The following is a 20,927-nucleotide window of genomic DNA, read 5'->3' on the forward strand; positions in this document are numbered from 1 at the left end:
ACATTCGTGGATTGTGTCTATCACAATGATGTGCGAAAGTAGTTTTCAGAAACGAATGGGTTAACGACATTAATTCAACATAAAATATAAATCGGGGTATACACAATGTATTCACAAGACGTAGTAATTACTGCAGAAAATGGCCTTCACACTCGTCCAGCGGCTCAGTTCGTTAAAGAAGCGAAAGGGTTTGATGCTAAAATCACAGTAACTTCTAATGGCAAAAGCGCAAGCGCTACTAGCCTTTTCAAACTACAAACTTTAGGTCTAACTAAAGGTACTAACGTAACTATCTCTGCCGAAGGCGCTCAAGAGAAAGAAGCAGTAGACCACCTAGTTAAACTAATGGACGAGCTGCATTAATCAGCTTTTTCTTTAATTATTCTCATTCTCTAATTTGATCAATGTTAAGGTAAAGCTATGATTTCTGGCATTCTAGCATCTCCGGGTATTGCTTTTGGTAAAGCATTATTACTTCAGGAAGATGAAATTGTCCTAAACAAAACTCCAATCTCTGAATCTCAAGTAGAAACAGAAATTCAATGTTTCTTTGACGCTAGAGCTAAGTCTTCTGAGCAATTAGAAGCGGTTAAAGCGAAAGCGCTAGCAACATTTGGCGAAGAAAAAGAAGCGATTTTTGAGGGGCATATAATGCTTCTTGAAGATGAAGAGCTAGAAGAAGAAATCTTAGCCCTTATAAGAGACGACAAACTTTCTGCTGATTTTGCAATTTACTCTGTAATTGAAGAGCAAGCGTGTGCACTTGAATCTTTAGATGATGACTATCTAAAAGAGCGCGCTACAGATATCCGTGATATCGGTAGCCGCTTTGTTAAAAATGCACTAGGCATTACAATTGTTTCTTTAAGCAACATTAATGAAGAAGTTATCCTGGTTGCTAAAGATTTAACACCGTCTGAAACGGCACAAATAAACCTAGATTACGTTCTTGGTTTTGCTTGTGACATTGGCGGACGTACTTCTCATACTTCTATCATGGCACGTTCTCTTGAACTTCCTGCTATCGTTGGTACTAACGATATCACTAAGCAAGTGAAAAACGGTGACATGTTGATTCTTGATGCGGTTAACAACAGAATTGTTATCAACCCATCAGAAGCAGAACTGGCTAAATCGAAAAAAATTCGTGACGACTTAGTTGCTGAAAAAGAAGAGCTAGCAAAACTAAAAGACCTACCTGCTATCACTCTAGATGGCCACCAAGTTGAAGTTTGCGGTAACATCGGCACAGTAAAAGACTGTGAAGGTATTATTCGTAACGGCGGTGAAGGTGTTGGTCTGTATCGTACAGAATTCCTATTCATGGATCGTGATGCACTTCCTACTGAAGAAGAGCAATATGTTGCTTATAAAGAAGTAGCAGAAGCAATGCATGGTGAATCAGTGATTATCCGTACTATGGATATCGGTGGTGATAAAGATCTACCATACATGGATCTTCCTGAAGAAATGAACCCATTCTTAGGATGGCGTGCAATCCGTATCAGTTTAGACCGTCGTGAAATTCTACGTGACCAATTACGTGGTATTTTACGTGCATCAGCACACGGCAAACTGCGTATCATGTTCCCAATGATCATTTCTGTTGAAGAAATCCGTGAGCTGAAAAAAGCAATCGAAGAATACAAAGTAGAACTTCGAGCTGAAGGCCTAGCGTTTGACGAAAGCATCGAGATCGGTGTTATGGTTGAAACGCCAGCAGCCGCTGCCATTGCACATCATTTAGCGAAAGAAGTTAGCTTCTTCTCTATCGGTACTAACGATTTAACACAATATACTCTTGCTGTTGACCGTGGTAACGAAATGATTTCTCACCTATACAACCCACTATCTCCAGCGGTTCTGCTTGTAATCAAGCAAGTAATCGATGCTTCTCATAAAGAAGGCAAATGGACAGGTATGTGTGGCGAGTTAGCGGGTGATGATCGTGCAAGCTTACTTCTTCTTGGTATGGGCTTAGACGAATTCAGCATGAGCGGTATTTCTATCCCTCTTGTTAAGAAAATCGTTCGTAACTCAAACTTTGCAGCAGTAAAAGCAATGGCAGATGAAGCACTTCAAATGCCTACAGCAGCAGAAATTGAAGCACACGTTGAAAAATTTATCGCAGAAAATACTAAGTAATAGTATAGTTGCAAAGAATTAAATATAGCCACTAAGTTTTAGTGGCTATTTAATACAAACTTTAGGGAGCAACACAATGGGTCTGTTTGACAAAATTAAAAGCGCATTTTCTTCTGAAAGTGCTGCCGCTGGTGCAATTGAAATCATCGCACCTCTTTCTGGTGAAATCGTAAACATCGAAGATGTGCCAGATGTAGTGTTCGCTGAAAAAATCGTTGGTGACGGTATTGCTATCAAACCTTCTGGCAATAAAATGGTTGCTCCAGTAAACGGTACGATCGGTAAAATCTTCGAAACTAACCACGCTTTCTCAATCGAATCTGAAGACGGCATTGAGCTTTTCGTTCATTTCGGTATTGATACTGTTGAACTTAAAGGCCAAGGCTTCACTCGTATTGCTGAAGAAGGTCAAGAAGTTAAAGCTGGCGATATCGTAATCGAATTTGATCTTGCGTATCTTGAAGAGCACGCGAAATCAACGCTTACTCCTGTTGTTATTTCTAACATGGACGAAATCAAAGAGCTAACTAAGCTTTCTGGTGCTGTTACTGTTGGTGAATCTCCAGTTCTTAAAGTAACTAAGTAATTTCTTTTAATAGATAATTAGTTAGCTAAATAAAGAATAAAAAAAAGCCGCTATTTGATAGTGGCTTTTTTATATCTATCGTTTGCTGATTACTTATCGAACGGTAAGATCAGCAAGCATTTCTTGTGATGGAGTAAAGAAGTACCCCCCAGTAACGGCATCAGTAAAACGTAATAATTGATCCGTTTTCCCATCCATTTCACCGTACATGCTATCTAACATAATTTGGAAGTTATGTTTACTATGACAATACGCAATAAACAATAGACCGTGATCACTTGAGACCGAGCCATACGGCAAGCTGTGGCGTAGAATCTTAACACCCTTACCATTTTCTTTAATATCAACACGTCCTACGTGAGAAGCGGCAGGAACGTCGTCTAGTTCAATAGAATCAGGCTTAGTACGACCAATTACTTTTTCTTGAGCAGAAACAGATAAGCGATTCCACGCAGGTATGTTATGAAGGAAGCGCTGACACATCATGTAACTGCCACCACTAAATTCCCCATCCGCAATTAGGGCAACTTCTGCTCTAGCTTCATTCTTAGGATTTTCTGTTCCATCAACAAAACCAGTCATGTCACGAGAATCAAGAAAACGATAACCAGAAACTTCTTCATCGACTTGAATACATTCAGAAATAGAACTCATTAATTTACGTAAGATATAAAAGTGTAAATCATGACGATTTGAATGCAGGTGAATAAACGCATCACCATGAGTCGCTGGTGCGATGATATCCCCTTTACCCAATGCTTTAAATTTAGATAACTCTGGTGGCATAGGTGCAGACAATGTAGCCCAAAAATCAGCACCAAAAGAAATAGCACTACTTATATTGGCATCTGGTTGGCTTTCATTTAATTCAGAGATCAAAAGTGGTAACGCTTGAAGCTGCTCTAAAACCTGTTGAGGATTATTTTTCACAGTTAACGTTACGTACAGTGCAAATCGATCTGGTTCTGGCAATAATGCAGTTTGAGGAGTGTAAGACATGAACTCAGTTCCTTTCTTATTTTGAATTAACTGAGTTCATTATATGAAATTAAGCATTAGATTGTTTGATTATAAATAAGAGATTACGAAGAAATTACTTCTACGGACAATTTAACGGTCTCATTCGCTGAAGAATCAGACACCATATAGGACTCTTGATTATTTAATTTAGTGATTATTGTCGGTGCACACAATGTACGAACGCTTCCATTTCCCTCTTCTGTCACCCGAAAAGCAATTTCTACATTCTCAGCATTAATATTTTTAATTTCAGCCCATGCTTTCACTTGGGACTGCTTATCTATCGAATTGAACACAAGCGTCTCTTCGCCCAACACTAAAGATGTCGAAGAATTAGTAATGCGCTGCAAGTCAGGGCGATTTATTTCTAACCCCAAATCTAGCTGCCAATCAGCCATAGCTAACGGGCTTAATAAAGCACTAAAAAGAAGTGCACCTGTTGATAAATCCATCGTCTTCCCTCTTAAGTAAGACTAAAGCATATTTTGACTCTTTTGCTTCGGAATAAAAAAATCAAAAACCAGCTAAGTAATAAAATAACCACTGCACTCTCTAGCTGGAACTCTCCTCTGTTAATAACAATCGACTGTATTAACATTGATAACTCAATAACTACCATTAAAATAGTTAGCCATCGACCTTGCTTCCAAAGGGTCTGCATAAAAGGTCTATTGGGCTTTTTAAAATTACTTAACCACATCAAAAATACAATCGGTAAGCTCATGCATAAACTCATGTAAAAATGAGAGTGATTAGGATAAAACAGAGCAAGAAGATCATTTCCCTGCTGCCGACTTGCACCTGCCATGATAAAAACGACGACAGAGCGAATCAATAGTACCCAACCAAACCATAACCACAACCACAACGGTGGCTTTAGCCACCCATGCTCATCGTATGCATCGAAAGAATATTGCATTTATCTACCTGAATAATAAATAAACCACTAAGTAGACTTGTTCAGCTTACTTAAATGATTAAAAATAACGATTGAAGAAAATTAAAAATTTGAGCTAGCTACAATCTATAAATCAAAAGCTCTATTCTCATCACATTTTTCTAAGTGTAGACTTTCAAAATATGTAAAAATGCCGTTAATTATTAATAATAAAGACATATTATGATCAAAAATAAAAAAGAACCAATCTCAGTTGAAACTCAACAAGAAGCAATGAAGGTAGCTAAAGCTACACAAAAACCAGCACAAACAAAAGAACAAACCAAACTCATTGCACAAGGTATTGAGAAAGGGATCACGCTTTACAAAAAACAACATAAAGAAAAAGCACGTGAAGCGGATAAAACAAGGAAAAAAGAAGTTCGACAAAAGCAATTAAATGAATCTAATTCAAACAAAGAAGAAGACAAAAAAGAACACCAAAATAAAACCAATACTCAATCCAATAAACCGTTACCGTGGATATTATTAGGCCTTAGTTGGGTGGGGTTTATTTACTACTTCTTTTTAGGTTATTAATTGATGAGTCTTAAACAAAAAAAGAGATGAGCCATAAGGGTCATCTCTTTTTTATTAGTTATCTATAGTGGTTACTTATCTACTTTTAAAGATAAAATCCCCATAGAAATCACAGCAACAACAACAAATCCACCGAGGATTATTGAAGGCATCGCTATATAACCTAACGTATGCCAAATAACCGATTCTAACGTACTCATAGTAAGCTCCTTACCACCCTTCAACGCCGGACATATCAGGCAGTTTATGTGCAATACCTTTATGACAATCAACACATGTTTTATCACCTGATGCTAGTGCCGTTGAATGCTGTTTCGCACTACGAGGGCCTTGCTCAGAGAAATCCATATAATTAAATTCATGGCAATTACGACATTCCTGAGAGTTATTCTCTTTCATTCGATGCCATTCTCGCTCTGCTAAATGACCCCGACGTTCTTTGAACTTCTCTTCAGTATCAATCGTCTTTGTTACGTAATGAGCAAACAATTCTTTTGATGCTTGAACTTTACGTACGATTTTATCTGTCCAATTATGAGGTACGTGACAATCAGAACAGATAGCACGAACACCAGATCGGTTTGAATAGTGAATGGTTTCTTGGATCTCTTTAACAATCGGAGCATGACAACCAGAACAGAATTCTTCTGAGTTCGTTGCTTGCATACCCGTGTTAAATGCACCCCAAAAAAGCAACCCCCCCATAAAGCCCATAAATAGGACGATACCTACTGCAGCTTTACTTGGAGAAGAAAAACGCTTCCAAAATGCTTTTAAAAATTTCATGTATAGCCTCTCTTAACAGTATTGCCTATTAACTAGCGCAATGAGTCCACACGTTTAAATTCATTCTCAACCAGTGGTTTAGCATCCGCTTGAGGAACATGACATTGTAGACAGAAGTAACGACGAGGTGATACATCAGATAATACAGCATCTTCACGATTCACGTAATGCGTTACACTGATCTTCGTAGCGCCCATTTCTTTCGCGTTTTTCCAGCTGTGACATGATAAACATTTGTTCACGTTTAAAGACACTTCGTAATTACGAATAGTATGAGGGACCAATGGTGGTTGATAAACATAGTCACTTTCTAACGCATGGTCACGAGGAAAACGTTTAAAGTCATCCGCTGGACGCGTCGTTTCTAACTCTGAAGCCCCACGTAATGATTCAACGCCACCGATACCACCAGGATTATTTAATTCCGTTTTTTGTTCAGCTTCTGCTTGTACTGCACCAGCAAACAACAGTCCAATTGATAGAAGCGTTATAATGAATTTTTTCATTCTACTTTCTCCGCCTTAAGGCAAACTCTTTGAAATAGACCACCACATCAGATGGTCTATCAATTATTAATTAAGCAATTTTAGTGATTTTAACTGGGCATTTTTTGTAATCCGTTTGCTTAGAAAGCGGATCGGTTGCGTCCAAAATCAACTTATTAATTAAGATACGAGCATCAAAGAATGGGACAAACACCAATCCTTCTGGCGGACGGTTACGACCACGAGTTTCAACACGAACGCGAACTTCACCACGTTTGTTTGAAATTAATACTTCTTCACCACGGCGTAAATCACGTTTTTTCGCATCCGCTGGATGAATATAACAAAGTGCATCTGGAACGGCTTTATACAGTTCAGGAACACGACGAGTCATTGTTCCTGTATGCCAATGCTCAAGAACACGACCCGTACATAACCACATATCAAACTCTTCACCAGGAACTTCAGGAGGCGCTTCATATGGTGCAGAAATAATCAGAGCTTTACCATCAGGCTTGCCATAGAAGTCCCAATCAGACCCTTTTTTAGCGTATGGATCTGAGCCTTCTTTAAAGCGCCATAATGTTTCTTTACCATCAACAACAGGCCAACGTAAGCCACGTACTTGGTGGTAAGTATCGTATGGTGCTAAATCATGACCATGACCACGACCAAACGTTGCATACTCTTCAAATAGGCCTTTTTGAACATAGAAGCCTTGATCTTTCGCATCATCATTTAGCTCTTGAGCTTCAGATAATGGGAAGGCATCTACGTTGCCATTTTTGTAAAGTACGTCATACATAGTTTTACCACGGAACTCAGGTGCTTTAGCTAATAGCTCTTCGCCCCACACTTCTTCTACTGTGAAGCGTTTTGAGAATTCCATGATTTGCCATAAATCAGATTTTGCTTCACCTGTTGCTTGTACTTGTTGGTACCAAGCTTGAGTACGACGCTCTGCATTACCATAAGCCCCTTCTTTCTCTACCCACATTGCTGTTGGAAGAATCAAATCAGATGCTTGAGCAGTTACTGTTGGGTATGGGTCAGAACACACAATGAAGTTTTCTGGATTACGGTAACCCGGAAGACGCTCACCATTAATATTAGGGCCTGCTTGCATGTTGTTGTTACACATAACCCAGTAAGCATTAATCTTGCCATCTTTAAGCATGCGATCTTGTACAACAGCATGAGCACCTGGTTTCGCAGGGATCGTACCTTCAGGTAGTTTCCAGATGTTTTCAGCAATCTTACGATGCTTAGGATTAGCAACCATCATATCGGCAGGTAAACGGTGTGAGAACGTACCGACTTCACGAGCCGTACCACACGCTGATGGCTGACCTGTCAATGAGAACGGACTATTACCAGGCGTCGATATTTACCTGTTAATAAGTGAATATTATAAACAAGGCTGTTCATCCAAACACCACGAGTATGTTGGTTCATACCCATTGTCCATAACGACATTACTTTTGTGTTTGGATCCGCGTATTGCTTAGCCAGAGTGATCAGATCTTCTTCTGATACACCAGACATCTCAGACGCTTTCTTCGCCGTATAAGGCGCAACAGATGCTTTATATTCTTCAAAGTTAATTGAAGTCATGGCACCTGAGTTAGGATTCTCAGCTTCCATTTGAAGCGGGTTATCATCACGGAGACCGTAACCAATGTCTGTTGTTGCTTGCTTGAAATTCGTGTGTTTATTTACGAAGTCCCAGTTAATCGCATCGTTTTCAATAATGTAATTAGCGATGAAGTTAGCAATAGCAAGGTCAGATTGAGGTTCAAAAATGTACCCTTTGTCTGCTAATTCAAATGAACGGTGGTAGTAAGTCGATAATACGTTCACTTTAACGTGTGGATTACTTAAACGACGGTCAGAAATACGAGTCCATAATACTGGGTGCATTTCAGCCATGTTTGACCCACACAAAACAAAAGCGTCTGCGTGTTCAAAGTCATCGTAACAACCCATTGGCTCATCAATACCAAAAGTACGCATGAAACCACCAACGGCTGAAGCCATACAGTGACGTGCGTTTGGATCAATGTTATTTGAACGGAAACCGGCTTTCATCAGCTTAACCGCTGCATAACCTTCCATTACAGTCCACTGACCTGAACCAAACATACCAACACCTGTTGGACCATGTTTTTTCAGAGCCGCTTTCCATTTCTCTGCCATCGTGTCAAAAGCAACATCCCAAGAAACAGGCGTAAACTCACCTTCTTTATCGTATTGACCATCAGTCATACGTAACATTGGTGTTTGAAGACGATCTTTGCCATACATGATCTTAGATAGGAAATAACCTTTAATACAGTTAAGACCTTTGTTTACTGGTGCTTCAGGATCACCTTGAGTCGCAACAACCCGACCTTTTTGAGTCCCTACTAGTACAGAACAACCAGTACCACAAAAACGACAAGGCGCTTTATCCCATTTAATTTTTGTTTCGTCAGAACTAACGATTAAATTAGTTGCTGAAGCAGGCAGTGTAATCCCTGCGACAGCTGCAGCTGATGCTGCGGCGTTTGCTTTAACAAACGCACGTCTTGTCATTTTCATGATTCATCCTCACATTGCGAATCAAAGTGCTCGATTTGGTGGAATACTAAAGCAACCGTTAGTATTCCTTCGAAGTCATTTATTTTATCGATTGAATCGGTGATATATCCTTGGTTTTCTGTTTCAAGCACAACAACTAATTTGCCCTCTTCACTTTCTCCGTAGATTTCCGCATTCGGTATTTCTAATATTTTTGCTTTTGTTTGTTCTAAAAATTCAGGTTTGACATGTACGACTACACTTGAAATATGAACTTCGTTCTCAGGCAAATTTTCTAGCATTATGTTTGCTCTTCCAGTGTCATGCTGATAGCTGAAGTTGGGCATGCTGCAACACAAGCACCACATCCATTACAGTCATCAAAATTAAGTTTAGGCTGAGCTACACTGCCCAGCGTAAGTTGAAAACGAATCGCTTGCGTGTCACACATATCACTGCAACTACGACATTCAACGGCTCGTTTTGCTAAACAACTTTCATTTATTGTAATTCGATGAGAGAAAGCTGATTTTTCAGTTACAGTAAATAAGTGTTCAGGGCATACTGATGCACATTGTTCACAAAAAGTGCACTCACCTTTTGTAAAATCAACGATAGGAAAACCCCCATCGCCTTTAACAATTATGCTTTCTTCACATGCGGTAATGCACTTTTCACAGCGAGTACAAGCAGAGACAAACTCAGCTTCATTATGAACCCAAGGCAAACGCTGCTGTGTTAAAGGATGTATTTTTTTCTGAGGAGACAAACGGCGAAAAAATCCCCGCTTGGAATGGTCAACTGAATTATCTTGACTCATCTATTCACAACTCCGCGCATCTATTAACATTTTTATATGATGAATTTTAAATTTTGTCATATTTATTGATATACCTCATAATGGTTAAACAAGGGGGGAACTTGTTCTAGATCAATTTTTAAAACAAATAAAAACAACAGAATAGATTATTATCCCCTCCTTTTAACTATAGGCTAGCCACAACAATTATGAAACATAACAAAACATCAATATTAACAAAAACAATAGCTCAAGTGATGTTGTGGATTGTCCTTATTTCTATCATTACAACAAGCTTAGCTTTGGTCACATTATCATCAAGTTTAAAAGACGCCGAAGCGGTCAATATTGCCGGTTCTTTACGCATGCAAAGTTATCGTTTGGCCTACGATATTGAAACCAATTCACCATACATGCTAGATCACTTAGCCAAGTTTTCAGAATCCATTGAATCACCCGCTTTCCACTCTTTAGATCAATGGTTTGTACCGGACGACATTGAATCCTATTATTCTGACATTCGATTACAGTGGCAGTTATTGCAACCTGCATTACTAAGTGATGATAAACAAATTTATCTCACTAAAGTGTCGCTCTTTGTGGATGAAATCGATCATTTCGTTCTACGCTTACAGCAATTTTCAGAGCGAAAACTTCAATTGCTTTCTTTTATTGGTGCGATAGGTTTATCTCTCATTCTTTGTCTTGGCCTTTTTATTATTTCATTTACTCAACGAAAAATTGTGAGTCCGCTGCATCATCTTGTTGCCGCAAGTCACTCAATGACAAAAGGCAATTTTTCAGTACAAGTGGATTTAAATAGTGGTAATGAATTAGGGCAATTAGGCAGCGCCTTTAATCACATGGCAAAACAAGTGCACTCTAGCTACCGCGAGCTCGAAAGTCATGTTGAAGATAAAACCAGAAAACTCAGTCAAGCAAATCGATCGCTAACCACTCTTTATGCTTGCTCTCAAGAGCTATCAGCGTCTCAACTTGATGAAAAAGCCTTTAAAAACATTCTTAACATGTTTACTAATATTGAAGGTGTTATTAGTGCAAGGTTAATTGTAGAAGAAGAGTCTGGGGGTGATTGGGAAATAACAAGTGGAACCCCAAACAACTCACCTTGGAGTTTAGAAGAGCTGATCATTGATGGAGAAAAATTAGGTTACTTATTGTGGCAATTTTCTCTTCCATGCCCAGACCAAAAGCTAATCATCAATATCGCAAATATTCTTGCTCGTGGGTTGTTCTATGACTTAACCCAAAAACAAACGCATCAACTTATTCTTCTTGAAGAACGAGCAGCAATTGCACGAGAACTGCATGATTCACTGGCACAATCGCTTTCTTATTTAAAAATTCAAACGACCTTATTGAAACGCCAACTTAAGAAATGTGATTGTCAAAACACGGGGAGTACATTGACGGAATTGGATGAGGGACTTAAAAGTGCCTATACTCAGTTAAGAGAATTATTAAACACCTTTAGATTAACGATTAATAAGGCGCACTTTGGTGAAGCATTACAAGAGATTATAAATACCTTACAATCGCAGACAGCCATTCGTATACATGTAAATAATGAACTGCCATCTTTACCAATTAATGCACAACAGCACGTACATTTGTTGCAATTAATACGCGAAGCAACATTAAATGCCATCAAACACTCAAAAGCTGGTAATATTATCATTACGTGTTACCAAGAAGGTGAGCAAGGTTACATTAACATTGAAGATGATGGCGTAGGATTTGATTCCACCGAAGAAAAAATAAATCATTATGGATTAAGAATAATGCAAGAACGAGCAAACTTCGTTCGAGGTACTTTATCCATTGCATCAGAATTAGAACACGGTTGTGCAGTGAACGTTACGTTTCCACTTAACCAATAATTAATTTAAAAGGTATATACCCTATGTGGAATGTTGTTATCGTTGACGATCATCCTTTAATGCGCCGAGGCATTGGCCAACTTCTTTCTTTTGAAGATGAATTTACCCTAGCAGGAGAAGCAAGTAATGGCACAGATGCCGTTGCTCTAATCTCTAAAGATGAACCCGACCTTGTTCTTCTCGATCTCAATATGAAAGGCATGTCAGGCCTTGATACGTTGCATGCATTACGCAATGAAGGCGTAACTTGCCCGATTGTTATTCTTACCGTATCCGATAATAAACAAGACATTAAAACCTTAATAAAAGCAGGTGCTGACGGTTACTTACTTAAAGACAGTGAACCTGACGAACTTATTGCACTGCTAAAGCAAGCAATACAAGGTGATAAAGCCTATTCAGAGCAAGTAAAAATTTGTTTAGAAGAAGGCAAGAATGGTGATGATAAACTGTCTAGTTTAACCGCTCGTGAACTTGAAATATTACAAAATGTAGCGAAAGGAATGAGAAATAAACAAGTAGCAGACAAACTGTTCATTTCAGAAGCAACAGTAAAAGTGCACATGAAGAGCCTACTTAAAAAACTCAATGTAAAATCGAGAGTAGCAGCAACCTTACTTTATTTGGATGCATAAAATGAAAACAGCCTTATGTTCTTTAATATTGCTATCACTACTCTCAGGTTGTGCATCAACAACCAAAGTAGAAAATACGAATATAGATAAGGTTTTTTTATATTTTGATGACAGTTCAATTACAGATTGTACTCCAGTCGGAACCGTTACAGGCAGTGAAGGCCATTGGTATACTTTTTTCTTTATTACAAATAAAGAGTTACTCATATCAGCCGTTAATGACATGAAAAATGAAGCCACCCAATTAGGAGGAAACAGCATTGTTATCCATTCTCCTTCAGCCTTTAACACGTCAGTCACTCTGCTTGGATCTGCCTATTTATGCCCCTCGTTATAAATTGACACAAAAAAGCCAACTTAACGTAAGTTGGCTTTTTTATTATTGTCTGTCCATATCCACGTATAAAACTGATTTACATTTTAATGGTATAACGTGGAAGCAATTTGATCTTCTCTCGAGCATACCCAATCAGGATCATAAGGTCCCCAATCAGAAAGACGATAATAACCATCATTATGACGGCGTCCATCTTGTATAAACATCAATTCAATGCCTATGCCTGGTAATGCTTTTAGTACATCTTGAATTGTACGACGAGGCCACCCTGTTAACTCTACAAGTTTAGGTACATTAGGCCTTTCTAAATTATGCACCAACAACGCTAAATACAAGCGTCTGGCGAACACTGGATTCAACTCCATTGATACCTCCTGATTTAATAAGAGTAATTATTAATCATTTAATATTAATGATGTTGAGATTGATCAACTAATTACGAAAATAATCCTACAATTTAACGAAATAACTCATAAATCTGTTTTTTTTTGTAATTAATTTTCATAACTATCATTATAAAAGCAGAACCTCTAACCAATATTAACCGTTCCACCACCTTGAACTTTACCTCCACATCCAACCGCATCTCCACTTCTCGCCGCCGGCTGCCCATCCATAAACACAGAGTTCGATCCCTCAGAAATGGCTCGCGGGTGTGGTGGATGTTTAGGTTTACTATGAGGAGCAAGAGGATCCCCCTTTCTGGCTGCAGGTACACCATCAACTTTAACCGTTCCCGAACCCGCTAATATCGGACTTGGATGAAACCCATCATGGGCAGTACCTATATCACCCACTTTCACTGCATTTCCCATTCTCTTTTGTCCATTTCATACATCAAAAAACAAGTGTATGTTTAATGAACAATAATGACGATTTTAGAAAAGAAAAAGACGAGTCACTTCAAAATATAATTAACAAAACACTAAATACTCTCCAACACTGGCGTATTTGTTCAATTCTCGTTATAAAGGAAGCATAATTAATAACATAATGAAGAAAGTCATGACTATAATTTACGGAATAAAAAACTGCGATACGATAAAAAAATGCAAAAAGTGGCTTGAAGCAAACGACATTAATTTCACTTACCATGACTACCGTACTGATGGCATTGATAAAGAAATGATTACGACTTTTGTTCAACAACTTGGTTGGGAAAATGTCGTAAATAAGCGAGGTACTACTTACCGTCAACTCAATGATGAGCAAAAAGCATCATTAAATGAAACTACGGCGATTGATCTTTTACTAGAAATGCAGGCAATGATAAAGCGCCCCAATTTTAATCCATAACGATCTCTACCATTTAGGCTTCAAACCAGCTCAATATGATGCAATTTTTAACGGTTAATTTTATTTTAAAGATAAGTAAAGGAATACAACATGCCTGACACTCCAACACTCACTCTCGCGAAAGATCTTCTCAGTCGCCAATCAGTCACTCCAGAAGATGCGGGCTGCCAAGAGTTAATGATTAAACGCCTTAAGGCTCTTGGTTTTACAATTGAAATCATGGTATTTGAAGACACCACCAATTTTTGGGCTCGCCGTGGAACAGAGGCACCTTTATTTACCTTCGCAGGCCACACAGATGTCGTTCCAACAGGATCATTAACGCAGTGGAATACCGATCCTTTTGAGCCAACGATCATCGATGGCATGTTATACGCTCGTGGAGCTGCCGATATGAAAGGCTCTCTTGCCTGCATGATTGTTGCTGTTGAGCGTTTCATTTCTGAGCACCCAGAACATAAAGGTTCACTCTCTTTCTTAATCACTTCAGATGAAGAAGGTCCATTCATTAATGGCACAACACGTGTGGTTGATACGCTAAAAGAGCGTAATGAAATTATTGATATGTGTATTGTTGGTGAACCGTCAAGCACCCAATATGTTGGCGATGTAGTCAAGAACGGTCGTAGAGGCTCTTTAACTGGAAACTTAACCGTCAAAGGCATTCAAGGTCACGTTGCTTATCCGCACATTGCACGAAATCCGATCCACCAATCAATGGCGGCACTACTTGAACTGACAATGACTGAATGGGATTTAGGTAATGCTTATTTTCCACCAACCAGCTTTCAAATTCCGAACATGAACAGTGGTACAGGTGCTTCTAATGTGATCCCTGGAACAGCGGAAATCATGTTTAACTTTCGCTTCAGCACTGAATCTACCGTCGAAGGCCTACAACAGCGTGTGATTGAACTCTTAGATAAACACAATTTAGAATACGATCTGGATTGGATTATCAATGGACTTCCGTTCTTAACCGATACTGGCGATCTATTAACAGCCGTTGTTGATGCCGTTGCCACTGTTAATCAACAGAAGCCTGAATTACTAACAACAGGTGGAACATCCGACGGCCGCTTCATTGCTCAAATGGGTTCACAAGTAATTGAGCTTGGTCCGGTTAATGCCACTATTCATAAAGTGAATGAGTGTGTAAAGGTTGATGATTTAGAAAAACTGACTGATATGTATCAAGAAGTCCTAAATAATTTACTCGCTTAGCCACCTTTTAAGTATATGATGAGAGGGTCTTGATCCTCTCGTTTTTTATTAGGTACCTTATGACATATACACAGCTCACCGGTCTATCAACTCAACACCTCTCCGTTGTTAACCCCCATCGCCAACTTCACCATGATTGTATTTCTTCATTTAAGGCACTAGAAATTGCGGCAAAAAAAGCGGGATTTACTCTCACTATCGCAAGCAGTTTTCGTGATTTTGAACGTCAATTAATGATTTGGAATAATAAGTTTACAGGTATTCGTCCCATTCTAGGAACTGACAGTAAAGTGCTAGATACGAATAAGATGAGTGATATTGAAAAGATTCACGCCATTATGCGTTGGTCTGCATTGCCAGGAGGAAGTCGCCATCATTGGGGGACCGATCTTGATGTCTATGCGAGCAACCATCTTCCTAAAGGGGTCACATTGCAGCTTGAACCTTGGGAGTACGAAACAGGACATCAAAAAGAATTCAGTCTATGGTTATTTGAAAATGCCCCTAAATATGGTTTTTTCTTCCCTTATAAGCATGATAAAAAAGGCGTCGCGATTGAACCTTGGCACCTTAGTTACAAAACAACCAGTGATAAATATATGTCACAACTTACACCTGAACATTTACTTCAAGCATGGCGAAATGTAGAACTGGCAGGAAAAGAGAGTATCATTAAACATATCGATATCTTATTTCATCGTTACATCATGAACATAAATAAGGAATAGTCATGGAATGGTTAATGAACCCTTGGGTTATTATCGTCATCGTTTTAAGTGTTGTTATTGGGAACCTTGCCGCATTAAAAGCGACGGCAAATATGAAATTTAAACAGCCGAAAAAACCGATAGCACCACAAGAAAAAGAGGACGAATTAGGTTCTGAAAAAATGAATCGGTAGCAATGAATCAATCTGAAGACGAAAAAAACGACGCCCAATAATTTGAGCGTCTTTCTTATATAACAAACGTGTCTATTCTTCCGTTATTTCTGTTTTTGGCTTCTTATTTGATTTTTCAATCATTGCAGCCAACACAGGAACTAATGAATCAAGAGTCGCTTCATCTACCGGTTTACCCGCAGCATCCGTTACATTAATAGAAGTACGGTTACCAAGATCACCTAATAGTAGGTTGTAAGTGCGACCTTCAAAAGACAATGGTTTTGTACCAATCTCTTGCCAGAACTCATCATCAGGCTCTTTATATTTAACCTCAATGGTTCCTTGCGAACGGTTTCTATCTTCAATATTCAGTCCCATCATAGGCAATAAATCACCAAGACGCTCCCAGAAAACATTATAAGGCGCACGAGCGATTATCACAGGAAGACCACTGCGATCTTGTCCCATAGAAATAGGGATACGCTTAACAAGCTCTTCAGCACGAATACGCGCTTCTTCGCGAAGCTGCTCGTCATAAGCAGACGTCACTAAATTCGTCATTAAAATATTATAACGCGCTTTATTTGCTTGAGTAACTTCAGCTTGTTTACCATCAACTTGCCAATCAATCAGAACAATTTTAAATCCTGAGCGATTATTTTGATTTAACTTAGTAATCAAATAACGAGAACCAAACTCATGATCTTCATCTTCTGAATTCCACGTTAACCAATCAGTTTCAAGTTCAGTATCCGATTGTTTTAGTAATGTGATATTTCGTTTTTTAATTAAGCCCAACACCGTTTGCCAAAGCTTATCAAGATCTTCATCTTTCACAAGCCATACAGAGACTTCCCCTTGTTGCTCTTCTATACGAGCCCCTGGGATCAGTTCTAATACTTGCTGAGGAGGTCGAATATCGACACCTTTTCCGACGCCACCAACATACTCCCCTTTAGGAATATCATATTGAGGATAGAACTCAGGTTTAGCTTCCGCTGGCTGTTGCCATTCTTTTAATGGTGCCGTATCTAAATATTTAAAATCTTGTTTAGCTTGGCGACGCTCAGTTGGACTGCTTGAACAAGCCGCTAACATAGCAACCATCAATGATCCAACAACAAAGCGAGTGTTCACTTTCATTTTTTATCCTACTACTTCAACACACCAGCACGAATTAATGCTTGTTCAACAACTGGTTGTGCTGAATGACTTAATTCTGTTAGTGGTAAACGAATATCAGGGTGAGTAATCATCCCTAAACGATGAGTGGCCCATTTAACAGGCATTGGATTCGCTTCAACAAACAAATCCTGATGTAATGGCATTAAGCGTTGATTAATAATTTCCGCTTCTTCAAACTTACCTTGAGCCGCTAATGCAAACATGGTTGCCATGTCTTTTGCTGCTACGTTTGCCGTTACAGAAATAACACCATGACCGCCCATTTTAACAAATTCAAGTGCCGTTGCGTCATCACCACTTAGTTGGATAAATTTATCACCACAAAGTTCACGCGTAATTGCAATTCGGTCTAATTCTGCTGTCGCATCTTTTAAAGCGACAATATTATCAAATTCAGCTAAACGAGCTACCGTTTCTGGCAATAAATCTACGGCCGTGCGACCCGGAACATTGTAAAGGATTTGAGGTACATCCGTGGATTCAGAAATCGCTTTATAATGTAAGAATAAACCTTCTTGTGTTGGCTTATTATAATAAGGCGTTACGCTTAAACAGCCAGCAACACCTGAATCTCGAAATAATTTACTGAACGTTACCGCTTCATGAGTCGCGTTTGCGCCAGTACCGGCAATAACAGGAATTCTGCCATCAGAAAACTCAAGCGTTTTCATCACTAACTTGACATGTTCTTCTACACTTAATGTCGCTGACTCACCAGTAGTGCCAACAGCAACAATGCCATCTGTACCTGCATTAATATGATAATCAACGAGATTTTTTAAACTTGTGTAATCAACTTCACCATCGGTGTCCAATGGTGTCACTAAGGCGACAATGCTACCTGAGAACATATCCTTCTCCCTTTTTAATCAGCCTGAGAATGGCGAACAAATTGAGTTATTCATTAATATGATGGCAAAGCGTTATCGCCCTTGTTCATCATACAATCACATGATTTTCATCTTCTATGTAATAAGTCGAATTATCAAATCAATAATCTTCAAGGATATTACATTAAAGGCTATGTTGTAGAGTCTTTTTTTTGACGATTGTTCACTATTGCTTGCTTATCACACAATCACTTGCGTGTTAGTATGGTTTTATATTTATCAACAACGAGATTTTTATGTCCCAATACCTTGTAATTACTGCGGTCGGAACTGACAGACCTGGTATCTCGAATAAGGTGACTCGCCTCGTCACTGAATCAAGCTGTAATATCATAGATAGCCGTATCGCATCTTTTGGTAATGAATTCACATTGATCATGTTGTTGTCAGGAAGCGCAAATGCCGTTTCTCGAATTGAAAATACCTTGCCTTTATTAGGTCAACAACACGATCTAATAACGATAATAAAGCGCACATCGCCTCATCAAGAAAGAGACACTTTCTATACGATTGATGCGTTTGTTGAATCGGAAGATCGTCCGGGCTTAACGGAGAAGTTTACTGATTTCTTAGCCAACAGAGACATTGATCTAAAAACACTGAGTGCTCAAACATTAAAGAAAGCAACTAACCAGAATTCGTTTCAAATTCAAATTACAGCTGAGATTTTTCAAGAATGTCATATTATGGAAATCCAAGAAGAATTTGAACATTTATGCTCAACATTAAATGTCAGCGGAAAAATCAATTTTTATAAAAACTAAATATACCGTCAACGTTAAGGAAATATTATGATCACACCATTAGCGGCAGGCTCTCCTGCACCAGATATCTCTCTTTTGGATCAAAATGGAGAGACTATTTCTCTTTCCGATCTAAAAGGAAAAAAGGTTTTATTCTATTTCTATCCAAAAGCAATGACACCAGGATGTACTGTTCAAGCTCAAGGCCTTAGAGATGTAAAAGCAGAATTAGATGCGCATAATGTTGTCGTGTTAGGCGTGAGCATTGATGCGGTGAAACGCTTAGGTAAATTCATTGAGCGTGACCAATTAAACTTTACGTTACTGTCTGATGAAGATCACTCGGCTGCGGATGCTTTTGGTGTTTGGGGTGAGAAAAAATTCATGGGCAAAGTGTATGACGGTCTGCACCGCATTAGTTTCTTAATTAATGAAGACGGCATTATTGAACACGTCTTCACTAAATTTAAAACCAAAACACACCATGAAGTCGTTCTGGATTATTTAAACGAAAAATAATCATTTTTAAAGACGAAAAATAAAAAAGGCGGTGCTCATCTAAAGCACCGCCTTTCTTTTATCTAATAATGATTGTTACGCTTTTTTAAAGACTTCATCGGTTGCTGGCAGTGCTTTCCAAACCGCTTTAACCAGTGTCGCTAATGGAATCGCAAAGAATACACCCCAGAACCCCCACAGCCCACCAAACACTAAAACTGACACAATGATCGCCACAGGGTGAAGGTTTACCGCTTCAGAGAAAAGAACAGGCACCAACACATTACCATCCAATGCTTGAATAATAGCGTAAGCAAGAATTAGCCAATAAAAATCGGGGGTAAGCCCCCATTGAAATAACGCAACAATTGCAATTGGAACCGTTACAGCAGCGGCACCAATATAAGGAATTAACACAGAAAACCCAACCATAACGGCAAGTAATAATGCGTAACGCAGATCCATAATAAAGAAGGTAGCGTAGCTCACCGTTCCTACAATAAGAATCTCAACGACTTTGCCACGAATATAGTTACTAATTTGTTCATTCATTTCAACCCAAACCTTCGTCGCTAGACGGCGATTTTTAGGTAATATATTACTCATCGTTCTGACCATTTCATCTTTATCTTTTAGTAAGAAGAAAACGAGTAATGGAACCAAGATAAGATATACCCCTAATGCGGCTAAACTTATTAAAGAAGATAATGACCCTTTAACCATCGTTTCTCCCATGCCTAATACTTTGCCACGTACGGTGTCTAATAACGTATCAATGGATTGAGGCTGGATGAATTCAGGATAACGATCAGGCAAGCTTGATAATAAACTGTGTAACCCATTAAACATGGATGGTATGTCATTAATTAGATTACCAACTTGATTCCAAATAGTAGGAACAAGGCCAAACACAGCCAATAGCATCAGGCTAATAAAAAGCAAAACAACAAACATAACGGCAAGCGTTCTTGGTAAACCAAACTTACTCAGCTTTGCGACTGGCCATTCAAGTAAATAAGCCAATACAATAGCAACCAATAAAGGCGCAATTAAATGTCCAAAGAAATAAATAGTAATAAACCCGACGACTAATATTGCCACTAAGCTAACAGCATGAGGATCGGAAAAACGACGTTTATACCATTGAGTAACCATGTCTAACATATTAAGTTCTGCTTCTCGTTACGGTTAAAAAAGAACACGGTTCAGCTTGCTCTAGATGAGTATGGAAAGAGGATTGCTGAAAGTATGTCATCATATCCTGTAAAGACACTTTGTCGACGACTTTAATGATTAATTTTTCGCTGTCTATTAAGCGGTGACTTGCACGCTTAGCCAATAATAAAGACATAGGACAACGGTGTTTTGATAAATCTAAGTGTTGGGTTTCCATTCGACGACTCGACTATAGATATGATAGATTCCATGTATAGAGAGTATAAGTCACATAATTATGACAGAAAAGAAACCAATAACAG

General features: G+C 38.8%; 26 protein-coding genes and 2 pseudogenes. 13 read left to right on the forward strand and 15 right to left on the reverse strand.

From position 1 onward, the window contains the following. Positions 1-105: 105 nt before the first annotated feature. The 3 genes from ptsH (at position 106) to crr (ending at position 2,731) form a co-directional block, all read left to right on the forward strand. The gene (gene ptsH, locus VSAL_RS12335) at positions 106-363 is read left to right on the forward strand and encodes a phosphocarrier protein Hpr (RefSeq protein ID WP_005420435.1); all 258 of its coding nucleotides are present in this window, start codon (positions 106-108) and stop codon (positions 361-363) included. A gap of 57 nt (positions 364-420) precedes the next feature. Beyond that, positions 421-2,145 (forward strand): phosphoenolpyruvate-protein phosphotransferase PtsI, encoded by a 1,725-nt coding sequence (gene ptsI, locus VSAL_RS12340; RefSeq protein ID WP_012550852.1) that lies wholly within the window; start codon positions 421-423, stop codon positions 2,143-2,145. A gap of 76 nt (positions 2,146-2,221) precedes the next feature. Beyond that, positions 2,222-2,731, forward strand: coding sequence for a PTS glucose transporter subunit IIA (gene crr / locus VSAL_RS12345; RefSeq protein WP_012550853.1), 510 nt, complete (start codon positions 2,222-2,224; stop codon positions 2,729-2,731). A gap of 93 nt (positions 2,732-2,824) precedes the next feature. On the opposite strand, the gene VSAL_RS12350 is transcribed toward crr, so the two are convergent. The 3 genes from VSAL_RS12350 to VSAL_RS12360 all read right to left on the reverse strand — a co-directional run bounded on the left by VSAL_RS12350 (position 2,825) and on the right by VSAL_RS12360 (position 4,670). Continuing rightward, positions 2,825-3,730: a Dyp-type peroxidase gene (locus tag VSAL_RS12350; protein WP_012550854.1), complete on the reverse strand. Its 906-nt coding sequence runs from the start codon at positions 3,728-3,730 to the stop codon at positions 2,825-2,827. Positions 3,731-3,813: 83 nt separating this feature from the next. After that, positions 3,814-4,203: a hypothetical protein gene (locus tag VSAL_RS12355; RefSeq protein ID WP_012550855.1), complete on the reverse strand. Its 390-nt coding sequence runs from the start codon at positions 4,201-4,203 to the stop codon at positions 3,814-3,816. Between the two features lie 11 nt (positions 4,204-4,214). Next, positions 4,215-4,670 carry a DUF2919 domain-containing protein gene (locus VSAL_RS12360; protein ID WP_012550856.1) on the reverse strand — a complete coding sequence of 152 codons (456 nt, stop codon included), beginning with the start codon at positions 4,668-4,670 and terminating at the stop codon, positions 4,215-4,217. Positions 4,671-4,871: 201 nt separating this feature from the next. Here VSAL_RS12360 and VSAL_RS12365 point away from each other — a divergent pair, with 201 nt between their 5' ends. Continuing rightward, entirely contained in the window at positions 4,872-5,228 is a 357-nt protein-coding gene (locus tag VSAL_RS12365; protein ID WP_012550857.1) for a DUF2956 domain-containing protein, read from the forward strand. A 71-nt stretch (positions 5,229-5,299) separates the two neighbouring features. Here VSAL_RS12365 and VSAL_RS22565 read toward each other — a convergent pair whose 3' ends face one another. The 6 genes and pseudogenes from VSAL_RS22565 to napF form a co-directional block, all read right to left on the reverse strand. Further along, positions 5,300-5,428 (reverse strand): TIGR02808 family protein, encoded by a 129-nt coding sequence (locus VSAL_RS22565; protein ID WP_017021189.1) that lies wholly within the window; start codon positions 5,426-5,428, stop codon positions 5,300-5,302. Positions 5,429-5,438: 10 nt separating this feature from the next. Continuing rightward, on the reverse strand, positions 5,439-6,014 hold the full coding sequence (locus tag VSAL_RS12370; RefSeq protein WP_012550858.1) for a NapC/NirT family cytochrome c: 576 nt from the start codon (positions 6,012-6,014) through the stop codon (positions 5,439-5,441). Positions 6,015-6,046: 32 nt separating this feature from the next. Beyond that, positions 6,047-6,520 (reverse strand): nitrate reductase cytochrome c-type subunit, encoded by a 474-nt coding sequence (locus VSAL_RS12375; protein WP_012550859.1) that lies wholly within the window; start codon positions 6,518-6,520, stop codon positions 6,047-6,049. A gap of 70 nt (positions 6,521-6,590) precedes the next feature. Beyond that, a pseudogene (gene napA, locus VSAL_RS12380) lies at positions 6,591-9,079 on the reverse strand (periplasmic nitrate reductase subunit alpha). After that, positions 9,076-9,348, reverse strand: a complete 273-nt coding sequence (locus tag VSAL_RS12385; protein ID WP_231850920.1) for a chaperone NapD — start codon at positions 9,346-9,348, stop codon at positions 9,076-9,078. Before VSAL_RS12385 ends, napA begins: the two are co-directional and overlap by 4 nt. An 11-nt stretch (positions 9,349-9,359) precedes the next feature. Further along, positions 9,360-9,878 (reverse strand): ferredoxin-type protein NapF, encoded by a 519-nt coding sequence (napF, locus tag VSAL_RS12390; protein ID WP_012550861.1) that lies wholly within the window; start codon positions 9,876-9,878, stop codon positions 9,360-9,362. A 188-nt stretch (positions 9,879-10,066) separates the two neighbouring features. On the opposite strand from napF, the gene narQ reads away from it, so the two are divergent. Genes narQ through VSAL_RS12405 form a run of 3 tightly spaced genes read left to right on the forward strand, consistent with a single transcriptional unit; the run spans position 10,067 to position 12,730 of the window. After that, positions 10,067-11,758 (forward strand): nitrate/nitrite two-component system sensor histidine kinase NarQ, encoded by a 1,692-nt coding sequence (narQ, locus tag VSAL_RS12395; protein WP_012550862.1) that lies wholly within the window; start codon positions 10,067-10,069, stop codon positions 11,756-11,758. A 23-nt stretch (positions 11,759-11,781) separates the two neighbouring features. Next, a complete protein-coding gene (locus VSAL_RS12400) occupies positions 11,782-12,393 on the forward strand; it encodes a response regulator (RefSeq protein WP_012550863.1) in 612 nt (203 codons plus the stop codon). A 1-nt stretch (position 12,394) separates the two neighbouring features. Further along, a complete protein-coding gene (locus VSAL_RS12405) occupies positions 12,395-12,730 on the forward strand; it encodes a DUF4156 domain-containing protein (protein ID WP_012550864.1) in 336 nt (111 codons plus the stop codon). Between the two features lie 83 nt (positions 12,731-12,813). On the opposite strand, the gene VSAL_RS12410 is transcribed toward VSAL_RS12405, so the two are convergent. Then, positions 12,814-13,095 carry a winged helix-turn-helix domain-containing protein gene (locus tag VSAL_RS12410; protein WP_012550865.1) on the reverse strand — a complete coding sequence of 94 codons (282 nt, stop codon included), beginning with the start codon at positions 13,093-13,095 and terminating at the stop codon, positions 12,814-12,816. 165 nt (positions 13,096-13,260) lie between these two features. Next, positions 13,261-13,545, reverse strand: coding sequence for a type VI secretion system PAAR protein (locus tag VSAL_RS12415; protein ID WP_012550866.1), 285 nt, complete (start codon positions 13,543-13,545; stop codon positions 13,261-13,263). Between the two features lie 190 nt (positions 13,546-13,735). Here VSAL_RS12415 and VSAL_RS12420 point away from each other — a divergent pair. The 4 genes and pseudogenes from VSAL_RS12420 (at position 13,736) to VSAL_RS12435 (ending at position 16,151) form a co-directional block, all read left to right on the forward strand. Further along, positions 13,736-14,084 (forward strand): annotated as a pseudogene (locus tag VSAL_RS12420) (ArsC family reductase). Positions 14,085-14,116: 32 nt separating this feature from the next. After that, positions 14,117-15,250, forward strand: coding sequence for a succinyl-diaminopimelate desuccinylase (gene dapE, locus VSAL_RS12425; RefSeq protein ID WP_012550868.1), 1,134 nt, complete (start codon positions 14,117-14,119; stop codon positions 15,248-15,250). 59 nt (positions 15,251-15,309) lie between these two features. After that, a complete protein-coding gene (locus VSAL_RS12430) occupies positions 15,310-15,978 on the forward strand; it encodes a M15 family metallopeptidase (protein ID WP_012550869.1) in 669 nt (222 codons plus the stop codon). A 2-nt stretch (positions 15,979-15,980) separates the two neighbouring features. After that, the gene (locus VSAL_RS12435) at positions 15,981-16,151 is read left to right on the forward strand and encodes a DUF2897 family protein (protein ID WP_012550870.1); all 171 of its coding nucleotides are present in this window, start codon (positions 15,981-15,983) and stop codon (positions 16,149-16,151) included. A gap of 72 nt (positions 16,152-16,223) precedes the next feature. Here the strand turns inward: VSAL_RS12435 and bamC are convergent, their stop codons facing one another. Next, positions 16,224-17,276: an outer membrane protein assembly factor BamC gene (gene bamC, locus VSAL_RS12440; RefSeq protein WP_012550871.1), complete on the reverse strand. Its 1,053-nt coding sequence runs from the start codon at positions 17,274-17,276 to the stop codon at positions 16,224-16,226. 11 nt (positions 17,277-17,287) lie between these two features. Further along, positions 17,288-18,169 (reverse strand): 4-hydroxy-tetrahydrodipicolinate synthase, encoded by an 882-nt coding sequence (dapA, locus tag VSAL_RS12445; protein WP_012550872.1) that lies wholly within the window; start codon positions 18,167-18,169, stop codon positions 17,288-17,290. 275 nt (positions 18,170-18,444) lie between these two features. Between dapA and VSAL_RS12450 the strand changes: the two genes are divergently transcribed. Together VSAL_RS12450 and bcp are read left to right on the forward strand one after the other, a co-directional pair. Next, positions 18,445-18,972 (forward strand): glycine cleavage system protein R, encoded by a 528-nt coding sequence (locus tag VSAL_RS12450; protein ID WP_012550873.1) that lies wholly within the window; start codon positions 18,445-18,447, stop codon positions 18,970-18,972. Between the two features lie 30 nt (positions 18,973-19,002). Continuing rightward, positions 19,003-19,470: a thioredoxin-dependent thiol peroxidase gene (gene bcp, locus VSAL_RS12455; RefSeq protein ID WP_158306889.1), complete on the forward strand. Its 468-nt coding sequence runs from the start codon at positions 19,003-19,005 to the stop codon at positions 19,468-19,470. Between the two features lie 75 nt (positions 19,471-19,545). Here the strand turns inward: bcp and VSAL_RS12460 are convergent, their stop codons facing one another. Both VSAL_RS12460 and VSAL_RS12465 read right to left on the reverse strand, forming a co-directional pair. Further along, entirely contained in the window at positions 19,546-20,613 is a 1,068-nt protein-coding gene (locus tag VSAL_RS12460) for an AI-2E family transporter (protein ID WP_012550875.1), read from the reverse strand. Position 20,614: 1 nt separating this feature from the next. Further along, the gene (locus VSAL_RS12465) at positions 20,615-20,842 is read right to left on the reverse strand and encodes a sulfurtransferase TusA family protein (protein ID WP_012550876.1); all 228 of its coding nucleotides are present in this window, start codon (positions 20,840-20,842) and stop codon (positions 20,615-20,617) included. Positions 20,843-20,927 lie beyond the last annotated feature (85 nt).

Origin of the sequence: Aliivibrio salmonicida LFI1238 (assembly GCF_000196495.1) — a bacterium.
GTDB lineage: Bacteria > Pseudomonadota > Gammaproteobacteria > Enterobacterales > Vibrionaceae > Aliivibrio > Aliivibrio salmonicida.